Annotated in this window: 30 protein-coding genes; 8 read left to right on the top strand and 22 right to left on the bottom strand. The window is 39.2% G+C overall.

Translation table 11 applies throughout. The annotated features are described in order from the left end of the window. The first annotated feature begins 94 nt into the window (after positions 1-94). Positions 95-457, top strand: coding sequence for a DUF805 domain-containing protein (locus LS69_RS05945; protein ID WP_138123132.1), 363 nt, complete (start codon positions 95-97; stop codon positions 455-457). Positions 458-712: 255 nt separating this feature from the next. Here the strand turns inward: LS69_RS05945 and LS69_RS11090 are convergent, their stop codons facing one another. From LS69_RS11090 to LS69_RS05900, 11 genes are all read right to left on the bottom strand, one after another. Further along, entirely contained in the window at positions 713-838 is a 126-nt protein-coding gene (locus LS69_RS11090; RefSeq protein WP_275050963.1) for a hypothetical protein, read from the bottom strand. Continuing rightward, positions 826-993 (bottom strand): hypothetical protein, encoded by a 168-nt coding sequence (locus LS69_RS10440; protein ID WP_194145439.1) that lies wholly within the window; start codon positions 991-993, stop codon positions 826-828. The genes LS69_RS11090 and LS69_RS10440 overlap by 13 nt, the downstream gene beginning before the upstream one ends. Before the next feature lie 22 nt (positions 994-1,015). Next, positions 1,016-2,218 (bottom strand): tryptophan synthase subunit beta, encoded by a 1,203-nt coding sequence (gene trpB, locus LS69_RS05940; RefSeq protein WP_138123130.1) that lies wholly within the window; start codon positions 2,216-2,218, stop codon positions 1,016-1,018. A gap of 25 nt (positions 2,219-2,243) precedes the next feature. Continuing rightward, positions 2,244-3,077: a hypothetical protein gene (locus tag LS69_RS05935; RefSeq protein ID WP_138123128.1), complete on the bottom strand. Its 834-nt coding sequence runs from the start codon at positions 3,075-3,077 to the stop codon at positions 2,244-2,246. Between the two features lie 9 nt (positions 3,078-3,086). Further along, positions 3,087-4,310: an N-acetylmuramoyl-L-alanine amidase gene (locus LS69_RS05930; RefSeq protein ID WP_138123126.1), complete on the bottom strand. Its 1,224-nt coding sequence runs from the start codon at positions 4,308-4,310 to the stop codon at positions 3,087-3,089. Next, complete coding sequence (locus LS69_RS05925; RefSeq protein WP_138123124.1) at positions 4,307-5,395, bottom strand: nitronate monooxygenase; 1,089 nt, start codon at positions 5,393-5,395, stop codon at positions 4,307-4,309. The genes LS69_RS05930 and LS69_RS05925 overlap by 4 nt, the downstream gene beginning before the upstream one ends. An 18-nt stretch (positions 5,396-5,413) precedes the next feature. Further along, the gene (gene tyrS, locus LS69_RS05920; RefSeq protein ID WP_138123122.1) at positions 5,414-6,628 is read right to left on the bottom strand and encodes a tyrosine--tRNA ligase; all 1,215 of its coding nucleotides are present in this window, start codon (positions 6,626-6,628) and stop codon (positions 5,414-5,416) included. 14 nt (positions 6,629-6,642) lie between these two features. After that, complete coding sequence (locus LS69_RS05915) at positions 6,643-8,787, bottom strand: RelA/SpoT family protein (RefSeq protein ID WP_138123120.1); 2,145 nt, start codon at positions 8,785-8,787, stop codon at positions 6,643-6,645. A 39-nt stretch (positions 8,788-8,826) separates the two neighbouring features. After that, a complete protein-coding gene (locus LS69_RS05910) occupies positions 8,827-9,045 on the bottom strand; it encodes a DNA-directed RNA polymerase subunit omega (RefSeq protein ID WP_138123118.1) in 219 nt (72 codons plus the stop codon). Between the two features lie 9 nt (positions 9,046-9,054). Then, complete coding sequence (pyrH, locus tag LS69_RS05905; protein ID WP_138123116.1) at positions 9,055-9,771, bottom strand: UMP kinase; 717 nt, start codon at positions 9,769-9,771, stop codon at positions 9,055-9,057. Between the two features lie 75 nt (positions 9,772-9,846). Continuing rightward, positions 9,847-10,278: a hypothetical protein gene (locus LS69_RS05900; protein WP_138123114.1), complete on the bottom strand. Its 432-nt coding sequence runs from the start codon at positions 10,276-10,278 to the stop codon at positions 9,847-9,849. A gap of 92 nt (positions 10,279-10,370) precedes the next feature. On the opposite strand from LS69_RS05900, the gene LS69_RS05895 reads away from it, so the two are divergent. The 5 genes from LS69_RS05895 (at position 10,371) to LS69_RS05875 (ending at position 14,568) form a co-directional block, all read left to right on the top strand. Then, on the top strand, positions 10,371-11,825 hold the full coding sequence (locus tag LS69_RS05895; RefSeq protein ID WP_138123112.1) for an NAD(P)H-hydrate dehydratase: 1,455 nt from the start codon (positions 10,371-10,373) through the stop codon (positions 11,823-11,825). Between the two features lie 28 nt (positions 11,826-11,853). Further along, positions 11,854-12,642 (top strand): thiazole synthase, encoded by a 789-nt coding sequence (locus LS69_RS05890; protein ID WP_138123110.1) that lies wholly within the window; start codon positions 11,854-11,856, stop codon positions 12,640-12,642. A gap of 4 nt (positions 12,643-12,646) precedes the next feature. Continuing rightward, positions 12,647-13,225, top strand: a complete 579-nt coding sequence (locus LS69_RS05885; protein WP_138123108.1) for a manganese efflux pump MntP family protein — start codon at positions 12,647-12,649, stop codon at positions 13,223-13,225. A gap of 88 nt (positions 13,226-13,313) precedes the next feature. Further along, entirely contained in the window at positions 13,314-13,925 is a 612-nt protein-coding gene (gene recO / locus LS69_RS05880) for a recombination protein RecO (protein ID WP_138123106.1), read from the top strand. Between the two features lie 49 nt (positions 13,926-13,974). Further along, entirely contained in the window at positions 13,975-14,568 is a 594-nt protein-coding gene (locus LS69_RS05875) for a thioredoxin family protein (protein ID WP_138123104.1), read from the top strand. A 69-nt stretch (positions 14,569-14,637) separates the two neighbouring features. On the opposite strand, the gene LS69_RS05870 is transcribed toward LS69_RS05875, so the two are convergent. From LS69_RS05870 to LS69_RS05820, 11 genes are all read right to left on the bottom strand, one after another. Beyond that, entirely contained in the window at positions 14,638-14,829 is a 192-nt protein-coding gene (locus tag LS69_RS05870; RefSeq protein ID WP_138123102.1) for a hypothetical protein, read from the bottom strand. 28 nt (positions 14,830-14,857) lie between these two features. Further along, positions 14,858-15,814: a magnesium/cobalt transporter CorA gene (corA, locus tag LS69_RS05865; RefSeq protein WP_138123100.1), complete on the bottom strand. Its 957-nt coding sequence runs from the start codon at positions 15,812-15,814 to the stop codon at positions 14,858-14,860. Between the two features lie 83 nt (positions 15,815-15,897). After that, positions 15,898-17,109, bottom strand: coding sequence for a phosphoglycerate kinase (locus LS69_RS05860; protein ID WP_138123098.1), 1,212 nt, complete (start codon positions 17,107-17,109; stop codon positions 15,898-15,900). Between the two features lie 201 nt (positions 17,110-17,310). After that, on the bottom strand, positions 17,311-18,330 hold the full coding sequence (locus LS69_RS05855; protein WP_138123096.1) for a HAMP domain-containing sensor histidine kinase: 1,020 nt from the start codon (positions 18,328-18,330) through the stop codon (positions 17,311-17,313). Next, the gene (locus LS69_RS05850) at positions 18,327-18,656 is read right to left on the bottom strand and encodes a rod-binding protein (RefSeq protein WP_138123094.1); all 330 of its coding nucleotides are present in this window, start codon (positions 18,654-18,656) and stop codon (positions 18,327-18,329) included. Before LS69_RS05850 ends, LS69_RS05855 begins: the two co-directional genes overlap by 4 nt. A 10-nt stretch (positions 18,657-18,666) precedes the next feature. Beyond that, the gene (locus LS69_RS05845) at positions 18,667-19,710 is read right to left on the bottom strand and encodes a flagellar basal body P-ring protein FlgI (protein ID WP_238699199.1); all 1,044 of its coding nucleotides are present in this window, start codon (positions 19,708-19,710) and stop codon (positions 18,667-18,669) included. A 558-nt stretch (positions 19,711-20,268) separates the two neighbouring features. Further along, a complete protein-coding gene (locus LS69_RS05840; RefSeq protein WP_138123090.1) occupies positions 20,269-21,018 on the bottom strand; it encodes an amino acid ABC transporter ATP-binding protein in 750 nt (249 codons plus the stop codon). 16 nt (positions 21,019-21,034) lie between these two features. Next, the gene (locus tag LS69_RS05835) at positions 21,035-21,688 is read right to left on the bottom strand and encodes an amino acid ABC transporter permease (RefSeq protein WP_138123088.1); all 654 of its coding nucleotides are present in this window, start codon (positions 21,686-21,688) and stop codon (positions 21,035-21,037) included. A gap of 17 nt (positions 21,689-21,705) precedes the next feature. Further along, the gene (locus LS69_RS05830; RefSeq protein WP_238699189.1) at positions 21,706-22,329 is read right to left on the bottom strand and encodes a restriction endonuclease; all 624 of its coding nucleotides are present in this window, start codon (positions 22,327-22,329) and stop codon (positions 21,706-21,708) included. Further along, complete coding sequence (locus LS69_RS05825; RefSeq protein ID WP_138123086.1) at positions 22,304-23,497, bottom strand: class I SAM-dependent methyltransferase; 1,194 nt, start codon at positions 23,495-23,497, stop codon at positions 22,304-22,306. Before LS69_RS05825 ends, LS69_RS05830 begins: the two co-directional genes overlap by 26 nt. A 2-nt stretch (positions 23,498-23,499) precedes the next feature. Continuing rightward, positions 23,500-24,174 (bottom strand): amino acid ABC transporter permease, encoded by a 675-nt coding sequence (locus LS69_RS05820; RefSeq protein WP_238699187.1) that lies wholly within the window; start codon positions 24,172-24,174, stop codon positions 23,500-23,502. Between the two features lie 136 nt (positions 24,175-24,310). On the opposite strand from LS69_RS05820, the gene hemJ reads away from it, so the two are divergent. Both hemJ and argH read left to right on the top strand, forming a co-directional pair. Beyond that, complete coding sequence (gene hemJ / locus LS69_RS05815; protein ID WP_138123084.1) at positions 24,311-24,739, top strand: protoporphyrinogen oxidase HemJ; 429 nt, start codon at positions 24,311-24,313, stop codon at positions 24,737-24,739. A gap of 12 nt (positions 24,740-24,751) precedes the next feature. Next, the gene (gene argH / locus LS69_RS05810; protein ID WP_138123082.1) at positions 24,752-26,197 is read left to right on the top strand and encodes an argininosuccinate lyase; all 1,446 of its coding nucleotides are present in this window, start codon (positions 24,752-24,754) and stop codon (positions 26,195-26,197) included.

Raw genomic sequence — 26,197 nt, 5'->3', positions numbered from 1 at the left:
ATGAGAAGTTTTAGGGCTTTGGTAACAGTTAGTTCATTCGCAAATCTTGCGTTTTGTGATGATTGTGAGGGATTGAAGAAATCTAGGAGTTATTATGAATAATTTAGATTCTAGCAGAATAAGCAGAAGCAAATTTTGGCAATACTTCATTGTTTATTTTGTCATTAAATTATTTTTTTTAATGGCATTTAAGATAGCGGTGAGTAGCGGATATGACGGAGTGGCTTTGTTGATACCCATTTTTATTGCGGAGCTTTTCTTTATTATCTTTTGTGTGAAGCGACTGCACGACATTAACCGCTCGGGCTGGAACTGCCTTTGGCTGCTTATCCCAATTATTGGGTGGCTTATTATTATAGTTTGGTGCGGTGGGACAAAGGGCGATGTGGGGGAGAATCAATATGGCACAGACCCACTGCAACCAAGCCCACCAGTAATGCCAAAATCTAAGGAGTGAGATGGAATTAGCCATAAGTATCACGCTTGGAATTATCCTTATGCCTATAATTATTATTGGCTTTATAGCATTAAGCGGCGGGAGCGTTTTAGCGGGAAGTAGCGGAGGGGACTAAGAATCCATTGCTTGGCTTTATCGTAGGAGCTGGGATTTTTGGGCTTGTAATTTGGGGCATTGTGGCGTGTATAAGGTAATTAAACGCTTAAAGAATCGCAAATTAGCATTTGTGATGGTTAACAAAATGTAAGAATCTCACTAGAGATTCCATTGCGTCATTACGAGAGATTTTGTTAGAATCTCGTGGCAATCTATCATTTTGGCTATCAAAAGGCTTTGCAATGGAATCCCAAGACAACACAACAAACTTTCTAAGGATTCCATAGTAAAATCTCCTTTAAGATAAAACTATGGATTGCTTCGGCATTGCCTCGTAGTAAAAAGAGGGCGCAAACATTGCAGATTATGGATTGTCCTCTCGCCCACAATGATGCAGGGAAATTCATCGTCTGTGGCATTAAGAGATTTGAATGCAACATAGAATCCCTTACAAGCGAGATTCTACTCCCCATATCCGAAGTTTTCTACCACGAAATCAATATCCTTGTCCCCTCTTCCACTAAGATTAACAAGAATCTTTTGCCCTTTTAAATCCGGTGCAATTTTAAGTGCGTAAGCTAACGCGTGGCTTGATTCAATTGCAGGGATAATTCCCTCATTTTTGCTTAATTCAAAAAACGCGGCGATTGCCTCTTTATCGCTAATAGCCGCGACTTTTGTGCGCCCAATACTATGCAAATACGCGTGTTCTGGTCCCACACTTGGATAATCCAAACCACTTGCCACACTATACACAGGTGCGGGATTATCTTGCGAATCTTTTAGCATTATAGAGTTAAATCCATGCATTACTCCCTCGCTCCCATAGCTAAGACTAGCCGCGTGTTCGCCCAACGCACTCCCACGCCCCAAAGGCTCTATTCCAACAAGCTCCACTGCGTCTTCTATAAATCCGCTAAAGATTCCCATCGCATTGCTTCCACCTCCAACACAAGCACAAACAATATCGGGCAATTCCCCTGTCATTTCCAAAAATTGCTTACGCGATTCCACGCCAACAACCGCTTGAAAATCGCGCACCATTTTAGGAAAAGGGTGAGGACCTACCACAGAACCGATAGCATACATCGCATTTTTGGGATCTTTAAGATAGGATTCAAAGGCAGAATCCACAGCTTCCTTGAGCGTTTTCGCTCCTGCGGTAACTGCAATCACTTTCGCGCCTAAAACCCTCATACGCACAACATTTGGGTGTTCTTTGGCAATATCCACTTCGCCCATATGGATTTCGCATTCAAGCCCAAAATATGCCGCTGCAGTTGCGATTGCCACTCCATGTTGCCCAGCTCCTGTTTCGGCAATCAATTTCTTCTTACCCATAAATTTCGCAAGTAATGCCTCACCCATACAATGATTTAGTTTGTGCGCTCCTGTATGATTCAAGTCTTCACGCTTGAGATAAATCCCCGCACCGCCGTATTTTTTCGTCAAATTATGCGCAAAATAAATCGGCGTTGGGCGTCCTTGAAAAGTCTCCCGAATCTTGCGCAACTCCGCGATAAAATCACTATTTTGCGCAATTAAATTATACGCGGTGTTAATCTCGTCCATTGCTTGTTGAATGGAATCTGGCACAAAGCTTCCTCCAAATTTTCCAAAAAAACCCTTTTCATCGGGAAATTGTTTCAAGTAAGGTTTATTCATTTTATATCCTTTGTCATAAAATCACTTAATATTTAATGGTCAGTTTCATCATCCATGAACTGCACCAACCAAACAACACTAAGGCATAGAATGCTTTGCGCACTTCAAAATAAGATTCGCCATCTACAAAACCATAAGAAGAAATCATCATAATCACGCACATAATCAACAATAACAGCAGATTGAAGATTTCATAAGAGTCAAAACTCCGATTGCCTTTAATGCAAAGATACAGCACCATTCCAAGCCCTAAAACCAACAAGACTAAATCAAAATAACCCGCTATCCCGCTTTTAAAAAAGGGAGAAATTGCAAACCCAAACAAAACGCTAAGCATTACATTAAAACTCGGTTGTATCAAATGCAAGATTCTGCCAAATTTCAAGCTTTTATCAAACGACAAACCAAACAAATAAACCACAGCAGGACAAAACACAAAAAGAATATAAAAAGCATAATCCACGCAACCTTGATAAAGGCTTTTAGTAAACACATTTTCTTGAACAAGCCTTAAAGAATCTTCAAACGAAAAGGCATCAAAATAGGTTCTACGCACGACGAACAATTCATAATAAAGAAAAAAAGCAAACACACACAACGACAAGCCAATAATAACACTATAAAACTTTGGCAAATGGCTATAATAAATGCGCACGATATTAAAAACACTCACAATCACGCCACAAGCAAGTAAAATCACGCAAATTCCAAAATAAACGCCAAAAGGCTGGGTAGTAAGCCGAAACATATGCTTAAAATCTGGCGCAAAGCTTGTAAGTGCCAACATCAAAATCGTAAAGAGTGCCAAAATAAAATATAAAGAAGAAAATACTAAATGGGGAATTGTAACTTTTCGCATTATTAACCTTTAGGGATTCTTTTGAAAATAGCCATCTACGCCATCGGCAATGCCTTTGGCAATGGTTTTTTGGAAAGCAGTTTGATTGAGCCGCTTCCCTTCTGTTGGGTGTGTAATATAGCCTACTTCAAGCAAAACCGATGGCATCACTGCCCCTACAAGCACCCAAAAAGGACCTTCACGCACACCGCCATCAACGACTTTGTATTTAGAGCGCAAAGACTGCAACATACCATACTGAATGTCAATTGCCAAACGATTAGAAGCTACGATTCTTTGCGTATTTAGGGTATTTAAAAAGGATTGTTTAGAAAAATAATTCATTCCCTCTGTATCGTCTTTATTTTCTAATGCAGCGACCTTTTTAGCGCGCTCACTCCTTGCAGTGGATAAAAAATAACTCTCAATGCCTTCAAATTTTGCTTTATTTTCTGGAATCGCGTTTGCGTGGATAGAGATAAACAAATCCGCATTTTTGTTATTTGCCAAATTCGTTCTTTGGCGCAATCCAATAAACACATCTTTATCGCGCGTCATATAGGTTTTATAACCTCGTTTTTTTAGCTCATCGCGCAAATATTTACCGATGTTAAGCACGACCTTTTTTTCGCACACTTTATCCACGCCCATCGCCCCACAATCCTTACCGCCATGTCCGGGATCAATCACAATCGTTTTGTTTGTGTTGTTTTTATTTGATTTTGGCGTTGTTTTGGTTGGAGTTGAAGCCCTTTGCCCTTTGTCATTTGTTTTTTGGGATTCTGTTTTTGTGGAATCGGATTTTTGTGAAGTTGGTTTGGAAGTTTGCGTCTGTGGTTTTTGGCTCGTGGTTTTTGGTTCAAAAAGCGAAGCGATAGAAAAGTTATTTTGCTCCAATTTGGCATTTGGAATCGTAAAAGTAGCTTGTTTCTTGTCAATCTTAAAATCTATATTTAACTTCTTAGAGCTCGTGATAACTAAACGCACTTTTTCTTGAGAATTTTGCGCAATTTTAATCCGCACATCTCCTTGAAATTCAAAAACCCTCGCGCTTCCTTGCAACTGCGATTCTATATCATAAACATACCGCAATACTCCTTTATCTTGCAGTAAAAAGTTCTTGAAATTTGCATTTTTGATATTCTCGCTAAATTGAAGCGTAATGCCATTTTGCAGTTGTTGCACAGAGAGAATCTTAACCTCTGCTAACAATACACTACAAAACAAACAAAATGCAACAAAGAATCGTATCATCGGCTTAATTCATCTAAGATTTCTTGCACACTTTGGATTTTATCAATCCGATAGCCATTCGCACCTGTGAAATACAATCCATTTGTCGGGTCTCCCAAATAACCATCTCCCAAGCCATCGGCGATACAATACCCTACCTTTTTGGCTTCTACTCCTCTTTGGCATGGGGTTACGCAGTTGCTAACACAAGCGACTTTAGGTGCTCTTCCCTCACGCAATTCTTTAATCACACCTGTAATAACCGCACGCGCAGGATAGCCAACAGGGGATTTTATCAGCTCAATATCTTCTTTTTTAACTCTTAACATTAGTTCATTATAGTATTTGGCATCACATTCTTTCGCACCCAAGAATCGCGTCCCCATTTGCACTCCACTTGCACCCAAATCCAACATTTTATCAATGTCTTCGCGATTCCAAATCCCCCCTGCGGCAATCACAGGAATCTCTCCCCATTTCTTGCTCTCTTCAATTACTTCGGGCAAAATAGCTTCTAGCTGATGTTCTGGCTTGAAACAATCCTCATAACTCACCCCTTGATGTCCACCACTTAAGGGTCCCTCCACAATCACAGCATCAGGAATACGCTTATAGCGCCCATCCCACCGCTTACAGAGAATCTTCAAAGCCTTAGCGGAAGAAACAATAGGAATCAAAGCAACATTGGGGAAATTGCTCGTAAATTCAGGCATATTTGTAGGCAATCCCGCTCCGGTGATAATCATATTCGCACCCGCTTCACAAGCGTCCCTCACCACGCGTCCATATTCATTAATCGCATAAAGAATATTTGCTCCTAGAGGATTTTCCCCACAGATTTTACGCGCATTTTTAAAAATCTCCATTAGGGATTCTTTGGAATAAAAATTCAAACTCTCAAAAGGTCTATGCTTAATCGTCTTTTGCACAAAAGCACTTTTTTTATAATATCCTGTCCCCACACACGAGACAATCCCAAGCGCACCGCATTTAGAAACACTCCCTGCGAGATTATCCCAACTGATTCCAACCCCCATTCCGCCTTGAACGATAGGCAAAGGAATCGTGTATTTTCCAATTTTAAGTGCTTTTAATGTGTGTGGCATATTCTCTCCTTTTGGGATTTATTCAACAATGATTTTGGCAAATTTGCGCTTACCGACTTGCACAATATATTCACCTTTGCTTAAGACAAACTTAGAATCCTCCAATTTATTACCATTAAGCTTCACACCGCCTTGCTTGATGAGGCGCAAAGCTTCAGAATTAGAAGCGCAAAGACCGCATTCGTTCAAAGCTTGGGCAATCCAAATACTTTCAGATTTACGAAACTCTGGAATCTCACTTGGCAACTCTTCTTTGGAAAAAACCCTCGCAAACTCTTCTTTTGCTTTTAGTGCGCATTCTTTGCTATGATAGCGCGTGATAATCTCCACTGCCAAATCCTCTTTAACTGCTTTCGGGTGCAAATCACCATTATTTACACCTTGTTTTAGGGATTCTATTTCTTGTAAGCTTTTTGTGCTTAAAAGCTCATAATATCGCCACATTAGCTCATCTGAAATACTCAAAAGTCGCCCGAACATTTCTTGTGGCTCTTGTGTGATTCCAACATAGTTTCCTAAACTTTTGCTCATCTTATGCACACCATCTAATCCCTCTAAAAGCGGGACCATTACGACGGATTGCTCTTTGTTTAGCCCATAAGCGCGTTGGAGTTGGCGTCCCATTAGCAAATTAAACTTTTGGTCTGTGCCACCAAATTCAATATCACAATTCAATGCCACAGAATCGTAACCTTGCAACAAGGGATAAAAAAACTCCACAATGCTAATTGGGCTTTGGCTTTTAAAGCGTTTTTCAAAATCATCTCGCTCTAGCATTCTAGCGACAGAAAATTTCGCGGCTAATTCAATCATTCCGCGTGTGCCAAGTTTATCTAACCATACGGAGTTAAAGGCGATTTCCATTTTATCAGAATCCAAGACTTTAGTAACTTGCTCTTGATAAGTCTTTGCATTTGCTAAAACTTGCTCTTTGCTTAGCGGTTTTCTCGTCTCACTTTTGCCGCTAGGGTCGCCAATCATTCCTGTGAAATCACCGATGAGGAAATAGACTTTTGCGCCGTATTTTTGGAAAGTAGCGAGTTTTTGCAAAAGAACCGTATGTCCCAAATGCAAGTCTGGAGCGGTTGGGTCAAAACCTGCTTTGACGCTAAAGGTCTTGCCCTCTTTGAAATACGCACTCACCAAATCCTTGATATATTCCATTCCGATAATTTCTTGTGTGCCGCGTTTAATTTCCTCTAAAGCAAGTTCAATTTGCGATTCTACATTCATACATACTCCTAAACTTAATCCGCGTATGCGTCTTTTAACGCATGCACTTCAATGATTTTATATTGACTGCCCAATAGGCTTTTTAACTCTTTAATATCCATACTAGATTCAAAACGCAATTCACAATGCGTTGCATAAGTGCTTTTTTGCGAACCCAACTCCACACCCAAAACATTAATATCGTGTTTTGCCAAAAAGGACAAGAAATTCGCCAACACGCCTTTTTGATTCTCTAGCGCAACAATCAACTTATAGGCTTGTAGCTTATCTTCTAACCAATCCACATAAAGCATTTTTACGCCTTTTTGAATCTCCAAATACGCACGCTCACAAAGTTTATGATGCACAAATGCCTTAGAACCACTTTTAAACGCGATAATAGAATCTCCGAATTTTGGGTGGCAACAATAATCAAACACCGCTTGATTGATATTGTGATTCGTTTCAATCACAAGATTGTCAAAATGCAATTCTTTTAATTTTAGGATTCTAATTTTAATCTGCTCTAAGAATCCGGCGTTTTGTTTGTAGAAGTTTTTAATGCGATTCTTCACATCTTTTAAAAATCCAATATCCGTGCTTGCGCGATAAATCGTATCGTCCAAATCATTTTTTTCAATAAATCGTTCAATCTCTTCTGCGCTTTTGCCAAAGATTGTCGCAATAATATTAATCGCACTTTTGCGTTCAATCTCCTTGATTCTTGTCGCGCAGTTCATTTTGATTTGACTCTTCGCGCGTGAGGTTTTTACCGCGTCAATCCACGAACATCGCAGAATCGTATCTTTTGCAGTAATAATTTTAACAATATCCCCGCTTTTTAAGGTTGTCAGCAAGGAAGATTTTTGATTATTCACATACGCATCTTTTGCCCGATTCCCCACCTCTGTATGCACCGCATAGGCAAAGTCCAACACCACCGCGCCAATAGGCAAAGAATAATTGTCGCCATCAGGAGAAAACACAACAATATCCTCGCGATACAAATCATTTTTGACCAACTCATAAAATTCTTCAATAGAATTGTTTTGAAATTGCAATTTATTGAGCCAATCCAAACTAGGACCACTATTTCCGCCTGTTTTATATTTCCAATGCGCTGCGATTCCATATTCTGCGCTTTTGTGCATATCTTCTGTGCGAATTTGCACTTCAAAAATCGCCGAATCATCAAACAATGTGCTATGAATCGTTTGGTAGCCATTTTCCTTTGGCAAGGCAATATAATCTTTAAAACGCGACATAATAGGCTTAAACTTCAAATGCAAGATTCCTAAAACCCGATAACAATCCAAAGGAGTTTTGACAATCACACGAATCGCCAATAAATCCAAAACCTCATCAATAGAAATGCCTTTGCGTTGCATTTTCAGATAAATAGAATAATGCCGCTTAATCCGACTTGTGATGTTAAACTCACTCTCTGGCACTCCCTCTTGGACAAGGCTTTTGCGCACCTTTTGGATAAACGCATTGAGTTTAAGTTGAATCGTTTGTTTGTGGCTTAAAAAATAATCGTCTATTTTGCGGTATTCTTGAGGAAAAATATAATAAAAACTGCGGTCTTCTAGCTCGTTTTTTAGCGAGGAGATTCCTAAGCGATGGGCAATTGGCGCATAAACAACCAAAGTTTCTTCCGAGATTCTTCTTTGTTTATTCGGTGGCAGAGCATCAAGAGTTAGCATATTATGCAATCTATCGCAAAGCTTCACAACAAGCACCCGCACATCTTTGACTGAAGTAATTAGCATTTTACGGAAACTTAGCGCGGAGACGACGAGCTTTTCGTTAGAATGCGAAGCGGGCAGTTCCTCCGCACGAATAGCGACAATTTTTGTCAAACCATCAACCAAAGACGCAATATCTTCCCCATAATCCCGCGTAATATCCGCTAGTGTATATTCTGTATCCTCTACGACATCGTGTAAAAGTGCCGCACACACCATAACTTCATCTCCGCCAAAATAAGCAACAATACACGCTACAAGCAAAGGATGCACGATATAAGGCTCACCACTTCTTCGCTTTTGATTTTCGTGCGCCTGTGTGGCGAAAACAACTGCGTTTTGGATATTTGGCGTCTCTTCCACCATAGAATATAACAATTCCAATGCTGCCTTAGGATTTGCAATTTCTGCAACTTGTTTTAAAAATTCCAAATTTTACCTTTTGCTACTTTTTATTTCTAAAATACGGAATTAATTTTGCGATTCTTCAATTTTGTCTAAACCAATTTTCCCCTCTGCAACTTCTAGCAAAGCAATATCAGAAAGCTTGTCAATCTTAATGTCTTTATTAACAAGTGGCTTAGCCCCACGACTTAGCTCATCAATTCTCATAAATAAAATATTAGACAATAAATATCTATCGCCATTTACTTGTTGTAAAGCTTTTGAAGCAATTTCTTCAGTTCTCATTGTTTTCCTTTATTGTTGAATTACTTTAGAATATACAGCATCGCAATCGCCTTGAATAATTTTAAGCAAATTCCCGCTTTTTAGCATATTACAGACGACAATAGGAAGCGCATTGTCCTTTGCAAGTGCGATTGCTGTATCGTCCATCACTTTAATATTGTCTTTTAAGGCTTGATCATAGCTGATTTCTTTTAGCATGGTTGCGTCTTCAAACTTCGCAGGGTCTTTATCAAAAATCCCATCTACTTTGGTTGCTTTAATAATCATTTCTGCGCCGATTTCAACAGCCCTTAAAGTCGCTGCAGTATCTGTGGTAAAAAACGGATTCCCAGTCCCTGCAACAAAAATCACCACGCGTCCTTTTTCTAAATGCCGAATCGCGCGTCTGTTAATGTAAGTTTCGCAAACTTCTTTAATCTCTAGCGCACTTTGCACCCGCACATCTAAACCATAATATTCCAACGCTTCTTGCATTGCAACGCCATTAATCACCGTCGCAAGCATTCCCATATAATCCCCGCTTGTGCGCCGAATCAAGCCTCCTTGAGAAGCACTCACTCCGCGAATAAAGTTTCCCCCACCAATCACGATTCCAACTTCAATTCCAGCTTCTACGAGCGTTTTTAGTTCTCTTGAAAGATAATCCAAAATCCCACTTTCAATCCCAAAGCCGCTTTCACCCGATAATGCCTCACCAGAATACTTAACCAAGACGCGTTTTGCCATATATTATGCCCTTAATTGAATTTCAAAATTTATAATTTTAATCAAAACTTACTTAATAATCTAGTAAATTTCTTGCTATTTGCTAATTTCATCATTTTTTTGCCGCAATTTTTCCATTCTTTCTTGCTGAAAATCCTGCGCCTTTTGGATTTTTTGGTTTAAACTCTCTGATGAAGCGTTGTTTTTGGGAATATCTTTCCTCCCATACAAGCTTTCAAAATGTTCCATATGCTTTTGTAGTCCCGTGTTTTGCTCTAATTGCAAAGATTTTAAATCTTTTTCTTGCAATTCTTTGCTTAGAGCGTCCAAATGGCTTTTAAGATTCTTTTTAAGTTGTTGTTGCAAAGGGGAATCCTGCGAAATCTCCTCTTCTTGTTTCGGCTTTTTGGTTGCATTATTTTCTTGGTTTTTCTCTTGATTTTTGGGGGGCGGATTTTCTTCATTACAACCCACAAAATTCAACAACACAAAAAGGCAGAATCCCAAAAAAATATTTTTCAAAAACATAAATAATACTTTAAACCCATAAATTTTAGATTGAATTTATAGCATATTTTGTTAAGATTCCAAAAGTTTTTAAATCACGCAAGGAATCCAAAATGAAAAACCTATTTGTAAGCACGAGAGAATTAGACAGCAACGCGACAAAAAACTTCAATCTACCTTCAGAATTGCTGATGGAAAATGCCGCAAGTGGAATGTATTATTTTCTTAAAACTCGCTTTTTGGATTCCGCCAAACCCAAAAGCTTAAAGGTTCTGCTTGTTTGTGGGAATGGCGATAATGGCGCGGATTGTCTTGCTTTGGCGCGTATGCTTTGTGGAATCTGCGAAGTTTGGGTGTTTTTGCCAAAAGGCGTTAAAAGCACACTTTGCGCCCTACAACTCCAACGCTTAGAATCCTTGAAAACCTCAAAAAGCGCGAATTTACATTTTTTAAAAACTTTAGAATCCCAACCCTACGACCTTATCATAGATGGAATCTTTGGTGCGGGTTTTAGGGGAGAATTGGACTTAGAAACCACCCAAATCCTGCATACTCTCAACCAAATGGAAGCAATCAAAATCGCCTGTGATATTCCAAGTGGAATCACACAAGAGGGCTTTATCGGTGGAGAATGCGCATTTAAGGCGGATTTTACCTTAAGTATGGGCGCGTTTAAAGCAGCACTTTTCGCCGATGAGGCAAAAGATTTCGTAGGAGAAGCGCATTTGATAGATTTAGGGATTAGCGAAAACCTTTTTGCTCCTGATTCCGACTTAAAACTACTAGAGAGAAGCGACTTTAAAGCCCCGCATAGAATCACGCAAAACACCAACAAAGGCAATTTCGGGCATTTATGCGTTTATGCTGGAGAAAAAAGCGGAGCTGGAATCTTATGCGCTCTTGCAGGTTTGCGTAGCGGTGCGGGGCTAGTGAGTGTGTTAAGCCAACAAACAATCCAAAATCTACCCATTAGCCTAATGAATCCACAAGAGATTCCGCACAATACTACCGCGATTGCGCTTGGTATGGGATTTGGCATTCATAATACCCCGCCCAATTTCCTCACCAATCCCGATTCCACTTTGCAAAACATTCCTTTATTACTTGATGCGGATATTTTTTATCATTCTTGCCTTTTAGAGATTCTCTCCACACACCGACAAATCCTCTTAACACCGCACCCAAAAGAATTTACACAAATTCTCAAAACCACAAAAATCGCCACCCTCTCCACGCAAGAGTTGCAAAAAGAGAGAATCCGCTATGCTTTGGAGTTTTGCAAGGCGTATCCTAATGTTGTTTTGGTTCTTAAAGGCGCGAATACGCTTATTTGCCAAAACCAAAGAATCTATTGCAATCCTTTTGGCACAAATGCTTTAGCCAAAGGCGGAAGCGGCGATGTGTTAGCCGGAATCATTAGCGGACTTCTAGCACAAGGAAATAGCGTATTAGATTCCGCGATACAAGGGGTTTTGTTGCATAGTTTTTGTGCGCAAAATTATGTTAAAAATTACAACAATTTTTCCCTTAGCCCCCTTGATTTAATTGAACAAATCCGCTATATTTAAGGTTTATTAAATTTTAAGGAATCCAAAAATGAAAAATGATATTTTAAAAATTGGCAACAAAACTTTCCAAAGCCGTTTGATTGTTGGTAGTGGCAAATACAAAGACTTTCAAACCACCTTTGACGCTACCCTAGCCGCACAAGCAGAAATCATCACCGTTGCGGTTCGGCGCGTGAATATCACGAATCCCAACGAAGAAAATTTGTTGGATTATTTTAAAGGTAGCAAGATTGCATTTTTGCCAAATTCCGCAGGTTGCACCACCGCAGAAGAAGCCATTACACTTTTTCGCCTTACGCGCGAAGCCACAGGGATTGATTTTATCAAGCTAGAAATCATTGGAGATACGCAAAAAACGCTTTATCCTGATGTGCTAGAGACACTCAAAGCTTGTGAAGTTTTGGCAAAAGACGGGTTTTGCGTCCTTGCTTATAGCAATGATGATCCTATTATGGCAAAGCATTTAGAAAATGCCGGAGCAAGCGCGGTAATGCCCCTTGCCGCACCTATTGGTAGCGGACTTGGCATACAGAATCGCTACAATATCACATTTATCAAAGAAGCAATCAAAGTGCCACTGATTGTAGATGCTGGAGTGGGTTGCGCCTCTGATGCGGCGATTGCTATGGAGCTTGGCGCGGACGCAGTGCTAACGAATACCGCGATTGCTGGGGCGCAGAATCCAATTCTTATGGCGGAGGCGATGAGAGACGCTGTGCGTGCGGGACGCGCTAGTTATCTTGCAGGAAGAATCCCCAAAAAACCTTATGCGAGTGCAAGCTCACCCACAGAAGGGTTAGCGGATTTAAAAGCCTAAATTAATGTTGATTAGCTATTTAGAGATTCTGCTTTTGGGCATCACACTTGCAGTTGATGCCTGTATTATCGCCTTTTCTTATGGATTAGCCCTTAAGCCTTGGAGACTTTATCATGGGCTTCAAATCGCATTAGTAACGGCGTTTTTTCAGTTTCTAATGCCACTAGTTGGGTGGCTTGTGATTTGGTTTATCAATGATAGTTTTTCTGATTATGTCAGCATGATAGACCACTGGATAACTTTTATCGTTTTCCTTTTGCTTGGAATCAAAATCATCAAGGATTCCAATTCTAACGAGGAAAAACAAACAACTCCCAAAGATCTTTCGCTATGGATTTTGCTTGTGATTGGAATCGCGACGAGCATAGACGCCCTTGCAGCAGGTGTTATGATATTCTCCCAAAACACCCCATTGCTTCCTAGTGCTTTGCTAATTGGCATTATTACTTTTGTTTGCGTTTTTGTCGCTTATCTTTTAAGTAAAACCTTTCATAAGTTTCCCTCTCGCCCCCTTGAAATCCTTGCGGGTTGCATTTTGATTCTGCTTGGATTTAAAGTGTTGTTAGAGCATATAGGATTTTAGATTCTATCAACAGATTTTACAAATGCGACACAAAAGAGTCGCATTGCAGTATGTTACAATTCCAAAATTTTAAGCACAAAGGTAAATTTTGCAAGGCTATATTCTACACACTTTGCGTGTGCGTGAGGAAGATTTGCTTGTTAGAATCCTTACGCAAAGCCAACTTTACACGCTTTATAGATTCTATGGTGCGCGACATAGTGTCGTGCATTTAGGACATAAAATTGACTTTTCCATAGAACAAGATTTGCGAGAAATCGGCAAACTACGCGAACCTATCCATTTGGGCTTTGTGTGGGAAAGAGATTCTCATAAGCGTTATTTTTGGCAACAATACTTAAACCTCTTAAACGCGCATTTAAGGGATATATCCGATTTGGATTCTTTTTATTTTGAACACTTAGAAGAAGGGGCAAAACGGCTTAACAAAGAGAATCCCAAACGCGCGATTTTAAATCTCTACGCCCAATTATTGCATTTTGAAGGAAGAGGCAATACCTTGCAAACTTGCCTTATTTGCGAACAACCCTTGCAAGAAGAAATTGTCTTAGGTAGAGGGCTAGTCTGTGGGCATAAATCCTGTATGCAAGGCGCACTTTTCAACCAAGCCCACATTGCCAAATGGCTAAACTTTCAAGGAGAGTTTTTAGAGGAATCCGAAGTAGATAACTTATGGAATCTTTTAATGCAAGGCATTTAGGAATCTAGCTAGAATTTTGGCTATAATTTTCCTTTTAAAGGAATCTAAAATGAACAAAAAATACTTTGCGTTATGTGTTGCGTTGGCATTGGCTTTAAGCGCGTGTCAAGAAGAAGTTAATAGTGAGATTATCTCAAGTGGCACAAACCAAACCAAAGAGCAACTTTTGGCAATGGAAAATGTAGATAGAAATTCTTATGCGGAAGTTTCTGATGTGTTTTTGGAGACAAGCGAAATTACAAGTGAGAATCTGCCCTTTTTATTGGTGTTTTCGGCAAATGGTTGTGTGTATTGCGATAGGCTCAAATCCCTCATCAAGGAAAATTCAGATATTAAGCATTTTATCAAAGAAAATTACGCGCCCTATTATATTAATATCAGCTATACGAAATCCCACAAAGTCGGCTTTCTAAACCAAACCTTAAGCACGACAGAGTTAGCGCAACTCTACCAAATCAAGCCTACGCCCACGCTTGTTTTTCTTAGCAATAAAGGCAAAGAATTGTTTATTTATCCCGGTTTTATGCCCAAAAATCGCTTTTTAGCAACTTTGGAATTTCTAAAGAATCCCGCATTGGAGAGTAAAGATTCTAAAACAATTGCGCAAGAATTGCAAGAGTATTTCAAGCAAAAGGGTGTGTGATTGGGGAATTGCGCAGAGATTGTGCCACTATGTCCCTGTGCGAAGCCTCTGACAAAAGGCTGTGGCAATCTATAATGCCAAGTTTAAGGAGATTCTACTAGTATGTCCTTGCGAGAGATTTGCTAGAATCTCGTGGTGTGCAATTTGTGAAACAAATTTCACCCGCTTTAGCACAAATCCACAGCCTAGAATCTCGCTATTGTGAAATCCTCTTTTGTTTATAAAACTATAGATTGCCGCGTTCGTTTTACTCACTCGCAATGACGAATTAGGCTTTGCAATCTGTGATTTATAGCCATTTTTTCTTTTTGAAATACAGCATAGGCAGAATCGTAGAAACCACCATAATACCCAATGCAACAGGATAAGCATAAGTCCATTCAAGCTCCGGCATATGTGTGAAGTTCATTCCATAAATCGTAGCAATCAGCGTTGGAGGCATCATCGCAACCGTTACCATTGTAAAAGTTTTAATGATTTTGTTTTGTTCAATGTTGATTTGGCTTGAAAAAAGCGTTTGGATATTGTCCAAAATATTCATATTCACATTGGCAAATTCTACAAGTGAGTTAATGTCTTTTAGCACGATTCCTAAGTCTTTTTTGACTTCCACATCGGTTTTATGTGTGCGCAGCAATGCAGCAATCGCAAGTCTTTTATCAAACAAACTATCTCGCAAACTCAAGTGCATTTCTTGCAAAATAGACAAGTCCTCTAAGATTTCATCGCCTAGTTTTTTATCAAACACAACAGAACGGCGCAAAAGACGCGTTTGCTTCGCGATACTCTCTAGCATATCCGCATCTTTCTCCACGCGCAATTCAAAAATCTTAGAAATCAAATCAAACCCATCTTCAAAATGTTTCGGACTTGCAAGCACGCGTTGTTGAATCTCATCAAACACTTTAAATTCGCTATACCGCACGGTAAAAAGAATATTATGTGTAATCAAAAATGTAATCGTCTCATTATGCAAGAGATTCCGTTCACTCGGGCGCGTAAGAAAATAAGTGTTAATCGTTACGGTCTCGCTATTTTCCCAATAACGCGAGGACTCCTCAATCTCTTCTCTCTCTTCTTTGGTTGGAATATCCAACAAATAAGTTTTAGATATAAAAGCAATTTCTTGTGCGGTTGGGTGCAACAAATCAATCCAAAGCACATCTGCATCTACTTGCACTGCATCTACTGCATGCACACTCTCTCTTACCACCATACCATTGCGTTTAATAAAAAGATTCAACATCATCTACCTCTAATTTTGTAAGAACTAAAGGAGACTTATGGAATCTCCTTTAGCATTTAGTTTTCGTAGGGGGTTCTCCCATTTTAATCCCTCTTATCCAATACTTCAAATGCTGGTAGCACCGCGCCTTCAAGCAACTCCAAACTCGCTCCACCACCTGTTGAAGTGAAGCTCATACCATCTTTGTTTCCTGCTTTATCCACCGCGTCAGCCGTATCCCCTCCACCAATCACGCTATACGAGTAAGTATCCGCAATCGTGTGGGAAATACTAAAGGTCCCGCGAGAGAATTTTTGATTCTCATAGACGCCAAGAGGTCCATTCCAAATAATCGTCTCACAATCCCGAATCACTTCGTTAAAAAGCTTCACGGTCGCAGGTCCAATATCCACCGCCATTAAGCCATCTTGAATATCTTGCGCAGGGCTGATTTTGATTTCTTTAGGTTCTTTTAGATTATCTGTCGCAACCACATCTACGGGCAAATAAATTTTCACGCCCTTTTCTTTAGCATTTCTTAAAATACTCCGCGCCTCTTCAAGCAAATCTTCTTCAATCAAAGAGCTTTTCATATCATACCCAACCGCTTTCAAAAAGGTATTGCTCATCGCCCCGCCGATAATGATTTTATCCACCACATCTAAAATAGATTTCAAAAGCGTGAGCTTAGAAGAAACCTTAGAACCACCAACAATCAACAACAATGGGCGCAAGGGATTGGAAAGCGCGATTGCAAAAGAATCAATTTCTTTCTTAAGCAATAACCCTGCGACTTTTTCTTTAGCATAGTTTGCGATTCCATAAGTAGAGGAATGTTTGCGATGTGCTGTCCCAAAAGCGTCATTTACATAAACATCGCAAAGCGTGGCTAACTTCTGTGATAATTCGGGGTCGTTCTCCTCTTCTCCCTCGTAGAATCGGATATTTTCTAGCAATACAATACTACCATCTACCAAAGTATTGAGCGTGATTTGCGCATTGTCTAAATGATCCACAAAAACAACATCTTTAGATAAAAGCCTCTCCAATCGCTTTAAAATATGCTTCAGAGAAAACTCATTACTTCTCCCTTGCGGACGCCCTAAATGGCTGACGAGAATCACGGATTTTGCGCCATTGTCAATACAATAATTAATAGTCGGAATCGCCTCACGAATCCGCGTATCATCGCTAATATTTAGCTCACTATCCATTGGGACATTGAAATCCACGCGAATCAAAACGCGTTTGTCTTTGATATTGACTTCGCGGAGACTTTTCACATTTTGCATTTTTTGGATATTGTTGTCGCTCATTTTTGCCCTTTTTGTTTTGTAGTGTGGGAATTTTAGCTCAAAATCTCTTAATTCCTATTGTAATTCAAACAAAAGTATAGTAAAAGTTTAATTTTTAAATAAAATGTGCAAATTCTACGCGTTTAGATTCAAAATTCATAAAGCAAAGGGAATCCACAACAGAATCTAAATCAAATATTTCCGCCTTAATACAGAATCTCACTATCCTTGTGGAAGCAGAATCTCAAAGCCTTTTTTATCGCTCTTACTTAAAGAAATCGTGCCTCCGTGCGCTTCAATGATTTGCAAAGAAAGTGCCAAGCCCAAACCATTTCCTTTTAATTTCGTGCTTTTAAAGGGCTCAAAAAGAATCTCTGGATTTTCAATCGGTTTTCCGCTATCATAAATCCTAAAAACCGCATTTTGCGAATCTTTAGCGCAACAAATCTCTACGATTCCGCTCTCTTCTTCGCTTTCTTCAATCGCGTCAATCGCGTTAAATAGGAAATTTTGCAATACAATGCAAAGCAAATCAAAGTCCGCTTCCAAAGAATCGCATTCAAAATTAAAAACAAAATCAATATTTTTAGAATAAGTGTAAAATTGTAACGATTCGTTTAATTCTTCCTTCAAGCTTTGGGAATTGATTTTGGCTTTGTTGCAATGCACACCTTTAGAAAACAACAAAGTCGCCTTAACAATTCTCTCCACGCGCCAAATGGATTTTTTTATCTCTAGCACTAGAGCTTTGTTTTTTATATCTACACGATTTGCAAGTGTGGAGGCAAGTAAGGCAACAGAACCCACAGGATTCCGAATCTCGTGTGCTAAATGTGCGGAAATTTGCCCCATTGAAGCAAGTCTTTCGCGCCTTTTTTCGCTTGTAATATCCGTCGCGGAGATGATGAGCTTGTTTAGTTTTTGGTTGGCTTGCACCAAATACACTCTGCTTTGCGCTTGGGATTCTAGTTCAATCTCTTGCCTATTATCGTGCGATAAATCAAGCTTTTCTAATAGCTCTGGAATCTCACTTGCAAGGCTGTTTTGATAAAAAATCTCCCCTCCTTGTTCTAGCACCCAAACGGCTGTTGGGAGAATATCTAACACTTCTTCAAACAAAGCCTTTAACTCCACAAACTCTTTTTCTACTTGATAAGTTTGTGTAATGAGTTCTTTTAATCCTTTAGCAAAGGATTCTTTATCGCTACTACTTAGGGATTCCAATAAGTTTTGGTCAATCACATTCCGCCCTTAAAGCCTTGTTTGCCTTGCAAATCTTTGAGATAATCATAAAGCAAATCACTAAATCCAAAACTTCCACTTAAGCTATCCGCTAAAGTGTCCCGATACATAGATTCGTAAATATCGTGTCCGGGAGCTTTAGGGAAAAGCGATTCGTCCATTTTAAGCGCAGTATCTAACATATTTTTGATAATCAATGCTTCAAACGCATCAGTTTGCTCTCTAAGTCTTGAATCATCATCAGTTTTTGTGATTGTCGGGGTAGATTTTGCCGCGTCTAGCAAATCCTTAGAATATCCACCAATTCCATTAAAATCAAGATTCATCGTTTTCTCCTTAGATGATTTCTAAATCCGCGTTAAACGCACCTGCTTTTTTCATCGTCTCCAAAATCGCAATCACATCTTTAGGCGTTGCGCCCATTCTCTGCAACGCACGCGTTACGCTTGAAATGGTTGGATTCTTCTCGCTTGTAACCATCGCGCCCTGTGCGCTAAAACTCGCTCCATTGCCCATATCCACAGCTTCAGGATCATTGTTTGGCTCATTGCTAACTTTAATCGTAATGCTATTGTGTGTAACCACCACAGGGGAGACCTCCACACTCATACCAGCAATAATCGTTCCCGTCCGCTCATTAATAATGATTCTATCTTCTTTGATGGCATCTACTTCAATTTCTTGCACACGCGCGAGAAACTCCACCATACTAATTTCTTGTGGTCTTTGTAGCTTGATTGTGCGCGGATCTACCGCTGTTGCAATCGGGGTTGTTTGTATTTCCTCTGTGTTTTGAGGATTTGGGAAAGTCGCATTAATGCGTGTTTGGATTCGCACTGCATTTTGGAAATTAGCCTCTTTTAGACTTAAAGTTACATTGAGTTTATTATAAAGATCATAGCTCACTTCTCTTTCCACCGTCGCGCCATTAGGCAGAATCCCAGCAAGTGGGTGATTCGCACTTCCTCCTCTTTCGCTTTTACCGCCAATCCCAACCGCACCTTGTGCGACTGCATAGATTCTACCATCTAAACCGCTAAGCGGTGTAAGCAAAAGCGTTCCTCCCTCTAGCGATTTCGCATCTCCAATGCTTGAAACCACAACATCAACCTTATCCCCTTGCCTTGCAAAAGCGGGTAATTTCGCAGTTACCATTACAGCCGCTGCGTTTTTGGAGCTAATATCATCTGTGCTTACTTTAACGCCTACATTTTCTAACATATTAGAAATGGATTGCATTGTAAAAGTTGAAGTCGTTTTATCTCCAGTCCCATTTAGCCCCACAACCAAGCCATAGCCAATGAGTTGATTATCTCTCACGCCTACAACATTGACTAAATCCCCAACTTTTGCCCCAAAAGACGGAATCGCAAAAAGCATCAACGATACAAAAAATATCGGAATCCTAAAAAATCGTTTTATGGGTTTCATCGCTTGAATATCCTTTTCTTAAAGCTTTGATTTAAGATAAAGCAAGTTTTATTCCAAAATTTTATTAAAGTGCTTGGATTGCATTTTTAAAGCTACAAAAAGATTCAAAAGAACATTTAAAATCATAAGAAGATTCATGAGTTAATCTTGTGGGTGTTTTTTGAATTTGGATTCTACAAGAAATCATCAATACGCAGAATCCAAAATCCAAATTGCGGGTTATTTTACCTGACCGCTACGATGAGATGGGTGTTGGTAATCGTTTCCTTTACACGCATTAAATGCGAACATTACGCCTAAAATCCCTAATAGAACAAACACTTTTTTCATAAGCTCTCCTTCAAATAAAATTGCATAATTATACAAATTTTTTTGGCAATTCTGATTAAATATTTTACAGATTGTGAGATTTTGGATTTGCAAATTTTAGGTGAAATGCCTTACATTTGCGCATTTTTGCATTGTGCAGAGGACTTAATATTAGCCACCTACCAAAGTCAATTCTCACTAAAATTCAAAAACACTTAAAAATTTCTTCGCCCTCTCACTTTTAGGATTCTTGAAAAACTCTTCTGGGGAGGCGATTTCAGCAATCTTGCCATGATCAAAAAACACGATTCTATCTGCGACATTTTGGGCAAACTTCATTTCGTGCGTTACAAGCAACATCGTCATTCCCTCACTTGCTAATTCTTTAATCACATCAAGCACTTCTTTAACCATTTCAGGATCAAGCGAGGCAGTTACCTCATCAAAAAGCATAATTTCTGGATTCATACACAAAGCCCGAACGATTGCGACGCGTTGCTTCTGCCCTCCGCTTAATTCCTTAGGATAAGCATTGCTTTTTTGCTCCAAGCCTACGCGTTTTAAAAGACTCATCGCTTGGGCAATCACTTCATCTTTTTTGCGATTCTCTACCTTTATAGGAGCTAAGATGATGTTTTCTAAAACGCTCAAATGGGGAAAAAGCTCGTAATTTTGAAACACCATACCAACCTTTTGTCGCACCTTGCGCCACTGCACTTTTGCGCCCTCTCCTGCGATTTGCTTTTCTTTGAAAAAAATCTTCCCTTCTTGGATAGATTCCAACCCATTAATACAGCGCAAAAAAGTGCTTTTGCCACAACCACTTGGTCCTAATATCGCACAAACTTCGCCCTTACTTATCTCTAAGCTCACGGAATCTAACACTAAATTATCTCCGTATTTTTTGGTGATATTTTCTAATTTTAACAAAATCGGATTCTCACTCATTGACTTCCTTAAAACCTTAAGTTAATTTTCTCTCTAAACTCCTACTCCACAGCGAAAGAGGATAGCACAACGCAAAATAAATCATAAAGATTCCACCATACACCCAAAAACTAGCCGTCGGATAAGCGATGAGATTGACTTCTATGATTTGTTGCCCGACTTTTAGCATATCACTCACGCCGATGAGTGCCGCTAGGGAGGTTGTTTTTATCATTCTTGTAAAAAGATTTACAAGGCTTGGCAAAAGTCGCTTGAAACTCTGTGGGAAAATAATATGGTATTGCACAGCAAATTCGCTTAAACCCAAAGCTCTCGCGCTCTCCACTTGATGTGTTGGCAAACTAGAAATCGCGCCACGCACCAAATCGCCCATTTCTGCGATTCCCCAAAGGCTAAAAACCAAAATACAAGCACTCACTCCGCTTAAATTTACCCAACTTGAAAAGCCAAAATAAACAATAAAAAGCCACGCTAGAATTGGAATAATGCGGATAGATTCCAAATACAACCGACAAAGGAATCGCAAAATGCGGAATCTTAGCGTCATCAAATAGCCCAAAATAAAGCCAAAAATGCACGAAAACACGATGGCGATGAGCGCAATCTGGAGAGTTACTAGCACACCTTGAGCGATTCTTAAAATATTTTGAGGCAAAAAGAGTAGTTCCATTTAAAAGATTCCTAAATTTATTCTTTATCCAAAATTTTATGATTTACAAGCATTTCTTTTAATTCAAAAGGATAACCTTTGATTTTTTTATCCCAACTTTCTATATAAGTTTTCAAAATATATCGCATAGCTTCAATTTCACTTCTATCTGAAAACTCCCTATTTTTAGACCAATCGCACTGAAATGGTAAATTATTTCCATTTGGCACAAGTGTTTGAATTTTTTTAAGAGAGGTATAAAAACAATCTTTTGTGTTATTCTTGTTGATTACCAAAAAATAATAGTCATAGCCTATTTTTAGTTCATCAACTAGCATTTTGTGAAATTTATCCCAAGATATAGGCATATTTTTTATTCCACTCAAAGCATAGCCCATTCCTAGTTTTGAAGAACAATTATCCGCTGCATTATTATCCAAATCCGAGATTTTAAGATTGACAAAAATTTCATCTTGTTGTTGGATTCTAAAATCATACCATTCTCTAATACTTGGCATTTTAATTGCCTTGAAGTTTTCAGCTAATTTTCGCAAAATCGCCTCTTCATTTGTCGCAGAATTTAACCTGCCATCATCGTTTTCATTCGCCAAAACAATCGGATTGTTTTGCAAAAATTCAACAATGCTTTTCAAATACTGCATCATCTATCATTGCCTCTTTTAAAGATTTTTGAGCAAAAATATATCTGCCACCTGTTACAAATCCCATTTGTTCCCAATTTAAAGCATTTAACTCCTTAGTTGCCATTTCTAAATCTAAAGGAATTTTTGGAAAAAGTGCCAAAATTGAGCCGTCCCATTTTTTGCATTTGTTAATAAAAAATGGTTTTTGATTTCTTGTTTTGCAGTTTACATAGATTCTAGGCTCGTTTTCTCTAAAATTTATTGGACGCCCCCAAGCCCACCAATTCCTTTCATTGAATTTTTTTATACCACGATTAATCAAAGATTCTTTATGCTTTTCTAGCTCCAAATCATATCTTTGATAAATCATTCTTTTAAGTTCTCCTGTTTTTGCTGTTGTAGAACAAACAAACTCCTCTCCATTACTATTGACAAACACTTCATCTTTGCCACTTACTGCGCCCACTTTTATATCAAAAATCTCCCCTAATGATTTCACTTTCAAGCTTTCGCCAAAAGAGATGATTCCGTCTTTAATGAGCAAATATTTTTCTCCGCTAAAAGTCTGTGTTTTGTAAGAAAAATTACCCTTTTCATACCGAAAAATACAAACATTAGGGCAGGATTCCTTGAATAACTTTTTGTCTCCATAATCAAAAAAATGCGTGATTGTGCCATTATCCAATAGTAGTTTATTAGTATATCTTGCCGATGTGAGCTTGATAAAATCTCTTGGCACTATAAAAATCAATTCTCCACCCTCTTTTAAATGGTGAAAACACTTCTCAATAAAATAAAGATATAAATTTGCTTCAACACTGATATTTGTTTGGTGTGTTATATTAAAAAGCTTATTATCGACATAAGGTGGATTGCCTATAATCGTATCAAATTTTTCATAGAAAGGATAATGAAAGAAATCCATATTTAATACTTTTTTGTCTTTCACCAAATCCGCATCAATTTCAATAAACACGGCATTTTCATTCAAGCATTCTTGAAAGGCTAAATTTCCACAACTCGGTTCTAAAAGTCTGCCATTTTTGTTTTGTATTAAAGCGATACATTGATTTACGAGATTCTTAGGAGTGAAAAACTGCCCCAATTCTCTTTTGAATCCAAATGGAGTAATGCTACTTTTGGAATAATTTTTATCTAATCTTGCACCATAAAAGAATCTTTCCATATTTACCCCAAATACTTCTTATAATGCCTCTCTAGCAACGAAAAAGTGATAGACAAAGGCAACAAAACCACCAAATAACAAAGCACGAGCAATAGCAAGGTTTCGTTAGTTTTGTAATAGCTTCCGATTAAATCTTTGGTTACATACAGCACATCAGCAAGTGCAATCGCGCTAACAACTGAAGTTTCTTTGAGCAAAAAAATCGCATTTGCCGCAATATATGGAATACTTACCATAAGGCTTTGTGGCAGCACCACAAAAAACACGAGTTGTGCCTCACTTAGTCCCAAACTCCGCCCCGATTCTAACTGAATCTTCCCCACTGCTTCTAGCCCTGCACGAAAAGATTCTGCCATATAACTTCCACCCAAAAACACGACACCCAAAAGCGCACAAGTATATCCATCAAGCCGAAATCCAATCTGCGTTAATCCATAATACAAAAAGAAAAGTTGAATCAGCAAGGGCGTGTTGCGCGAAAGTTCAATATAGCCCTGCGTGAGTGTGCTTAAAAAACGAAGTTTATAGGTTTGCACCAAAGCAATCAAGAATCCCAAAATAATAGAAAATAAGATGCCAAAAAACGACAAATGGAGCGTGAGCCACAAAGCTTTGGCAAAGGTTGGAATCGCGTTTTTAATAAATTCAAAATCAAGACTAATAAACAATTCGCCCAAAAAGGAATCCTTAAACTTTATTTTAAATAATCATTAAAGTGTTTTGCGGGAATTATACAAAAAAGATGATTAATTTTTCGCCCTCGTTTAAGTCTGTTTTGCTACAATTTTGACTTTATTCGCTAGGAGGGCAATTATGGCTTATTTGTATGTGAAAATTTTTCATATTGTGGCATTTGTATCGTGGATGGCGATGCTTTTTTATCTCCCAAGACTTTTTGTGTATCACGCAGAACACCTAGATAATGCGGGATTTGTGGAGGTTGTTAAGATTCAAGAAGAAAAACTCTTCAACTTCATCGGTTATCCCGCGCTTTTTTGCACACTTCTTTCGGGGGTTTGGCTCATCATCTTAGAGCCTAGTTGGCTAAGCGGTGGTTGGCTACACGCGAAGATTCTTATCGTGCTTCTTTTGGTGGCTTATCATTATAGTTTATACCGCTTTTTGGTGGCTTTTAGGGAGAATCGTTGTTTGAAAAGTGGCAAATTTTTCCGCGCTTACAATGAAGTGCCAACCCTTGCGATTATTTTCATTGCTATTTTGGTAATCATCAAACCTTTTTAAGGGGCAAAAACTATGGAAAACAAAAAACTTTGGGGCGGACGATTCGGACAAGGTGCGGCGGAAATTTTAGATAAATTCAACGCTTCTTTGCCTTTTGATAAAAAACTCTACAAACAAGATATTTTAGGCTCACAAACTCACGCCAAAATGTTAGCACATTGCGGAATCCTAACGCACGAAGAAGCGCAAAAAATTTGCGTCGGACTAGAACAAATCAAAAGCGAAATAGAGCAAGGAAGTTTTGAGTTTGTCCTAAGTGATGAGGATATTCATATGGCGGTTGAAAAACGCCTCACACAGCTTATCGGGGAAGTCGGCAAAAAACTCCACACCGCGCGCAGTCGTAACGACCAAGTCGCACTTGATTTTAGGCTTTTTGTGCTAGATTCCAACCGCAACTTACGCGCACTTCTTTTAGAGCTTATCGCCACACTCCTAGAAATCGCAAAGCCCCACACGCAAAGCATATTGCCCGGAATGACCCACTTACAACACGCCCAACCCGTGAATTTTGGCTTTTTAATGTGCGCTTATGCAAATATGTTTATGCGCGACTTTGAAAGATTAGAATCCTCCTACAAACGCAATAATTTCTGCCCGCTTGGCGCGGCGGCGCTTGCAGGGACGCCTTATGCTACCGATAGATTTTTCACCGCCAAAGCATTAGGGTTTACTGCGCCGACCTTAAATGCGACAGATTCCGTGAGTGATAGAGATTTCGCACTAGACTTCTTATATGAGTGTAGTATGATTGCGATGCACATCTCAAGACTTGCCGAAGAACTCGTGCTATGGAGCAGCTATGAGTTTAGATTCATCACATTAAGTGATGCGTATTCCACAGGAAGCTCCATTATGCCACAAAAAAAGAATCCCGATGTCCCCGAGCTTCTGCGTGGCAAAAGCGGACGCGTGTATGGCAATCTCCTCTCACTTTTGGTTGTAATGAAAGGCTTACCACTTGCCTACAACAAAGACACGCAAGAGGACAAAGAGGGTGTGTTTGATAGTTTTGAAACTTTAGAACTAAGCTTAAGAATCCTAAAAGATACACTAAAGACGATGAGTATCCACACAGATTCTATGCTCAAAGCTTGTAAGAGGGGACATTTAAGTGCGACAGACCTTGCGGACTTTTTAGTGCAAAATTGCAATATCCCCTTTAGAGAAGCACACCATATCACGGGCAAAGCCGTAGCTTACGCGGAATCCTTAGGCAAAGACTTAAGCGAACTAAGCGTGGAAGAGCTTTGTAGTGTGGATTCTTTAATCCCACAAACCGCGCACCAAAGCTTAGATTTAGAAAAATCTATGAATAGTCGCAATTCCTATGGTGGCACTTCCACAGAGGCGACAAAGGCGCAAATTGCAAGTATTGAAGCGTGGTGGAATTGCGCTTTAGCCGCTTTGCAAAACTCTGCACCATTAGATTCCACAACCCCGTATAAGGAATCCTAA

Source organism: Helicobacter sp. MIT 05-5294, assembly GCF_000765675.1.
GTDB lineage: Bacteria > Campylobacterota > Campylobacteria > Campylobacterales > Helicobacteraceae > Helicobacter_D.
The sequence above is the reverse complement of the archived record's forward strand: the minus strand, read 5'-3'. Positions and strand labels throughout refer to the sequence as shown.

Coding starts and splice junctions, on each gene's coding strand:
- LS69_RS05890 (WP_138123110.1), top strand. CDS start 11,854: ATGAAAAATGATATTTTAAAAATTGGCAACAAAACTTTCCAAAGCCGT.
- LS69_RS11090 (WP_275050963.1), bottom strand. CDS start 838: ATGGAATCCTTAGAAAGTTTGTTGTGTTGTCTTGGGATTCCATTGCAA.
- LS69_RS05835 (WP_138123088.1), bottom strand. CDS start 21,688: ATGGAACTACTCTTTTTGCCTCAAAATATTTTAAGAATCGCTCAAGGT.
- LS69_RS05845 (WP_238699199.1), bottom strand. CDS start 19,710: ATGCTTTTTGCGATTCCGTCTTTTGGGGCAAAAGTTGGGGATTTAGTC.
- LS69_RS05895 (WP_138123112.1), top strand. CDS start 10,371: ATGAAAAACCTATTTGTAAGCACGAGAGAATTAGACAGCAACGCGACA.
- LS69_RS05935 (WP_138123128.1), bottom strand. CDS start 3,077: ATGCGAAAAGTTACAATTCCCCATTTAGTATTTTCTTCTTTATATTTT.
- argH (WP_138123082.1), top strand. CDS start 24,752: ATGGAAAACAAAAAACTTTGGGGCGGACGATTCGGACAAGGTGCGGCG.
- LS69_RS05900 (WP_138123114.1), bottom strand. CDS start 10,278: ATGTTTTTGAAAAATATTTTTTTGGGATTCTGCCTTTTTGTGTTGTTG.
- tyrS (WP_138123122.1), bottom strand. CDS start 6,628: ATGAATGTAGAATCGCAAATTGAACTTGCTTTAGAGGAAATTAAACGC.
- LS69_RS05925 (WP_138123124.1), bottom strand. CDS start 5,395: ATGCCACACACATTAAAAGCACTTAAAATTGGAAAATACACGATTCCT.
- LS69_RS05885 (WP_138123108.1), top strand. CDS start 12,647: ATGTTGATTAGCTATTTAGAGATTCTGCTTTTGGGCATCACACTTGCA.
- LS69_RS05850 (WP_138123094.1), bottom strand. CDS start 18,656: ATGAATCTTGATTTTAATGGAATTGGTGGATATTCTAAGGATTTGCTA.
- LS69_RS05945 (WP_138123132.1), top strand. CDS start 95: ATGAATAATTTAGATTCTAGCAGAATAAGCAGAAGCAAATTTTGGCAA.
- LS69_RS05840 (WP_138123090.1), bottom strand. CDS start 21,018: ATGAGTGAGAATCCGATTTTGTTAAAATTAGAAAATATCACCAAAAAA.
- LS69_RS05875 (WP_138123104.1), top strand. CDS start 13,975: ATGAACAAAAAATACTTTGCGTTATGTGTTGCGTTGGCATTGGCTTTA.
- LS69_RS05860 (WP_138123098.1), bottom strand. CDS start 17,109: ATGAGCGACAACAATATCCAAAAAATGCAAAATGTGAAAAGTCTCCGC.
- corA (WP_138123100.1), bottom strand. CDS start 15,814: ATGTTGAATCTTTTTATTAAACGCAATGGTATGGTGGTAAGAGAGAGT.
- LS69_RS05830 (WP_238699189.1), bottom strand. CDS start 22,329: ATGCAGTATTTGAAAAGCATTGTTGAATTTTTGCAAAACAATCCGATT.
- LS69_RS05825 (WP_138123086.1), bottom strand. CDS start 23,497: ATGGAAAGATTCTTTTATGGTGCAAGATTAGATAAAAATTATTCCAAA.
- LS69_RS05910 (WP_138123118.1), bottom strand. CDS start 9,045: ATGAGAACTGAAGAAATTGCTTCAAAAGCTTTACAACAAGTAAATGGC.
- LS69_RS10440 (WP_194145439.1), bottom strand. CDS start 993: ATGTTGCATTCAAATCTCTTAATGCCACAGACGATGAATTTCCCTGCA.
- hemJ (WP_138123084.1), top strand. CDS start 24,311: ATGGCTTATTTGTATGTGAAAATTTTTCATATTGTGGCATTTGTATCG.
- LS69_RS05930 (WP_138123126.1), bottom strand. CDS start 4,310: ATGATACGATTCTTTGTTGCATTTTGTTTGTTTTGTAGTGTATTGTTA.
- pyrH (WP_138123116.1), bottom strand. CDS start 9,771: ATGGCAAAACGCGTCTTGGTTAAGTATTCTGGTGAGGCATTATCGGGT.
- trpB (WP_138123130.1), bottom strand. CDS start 2,218: ATGAATAAACCTTACTTGAAACAATTTCCCGATGAAAAGGGTTTTTTT.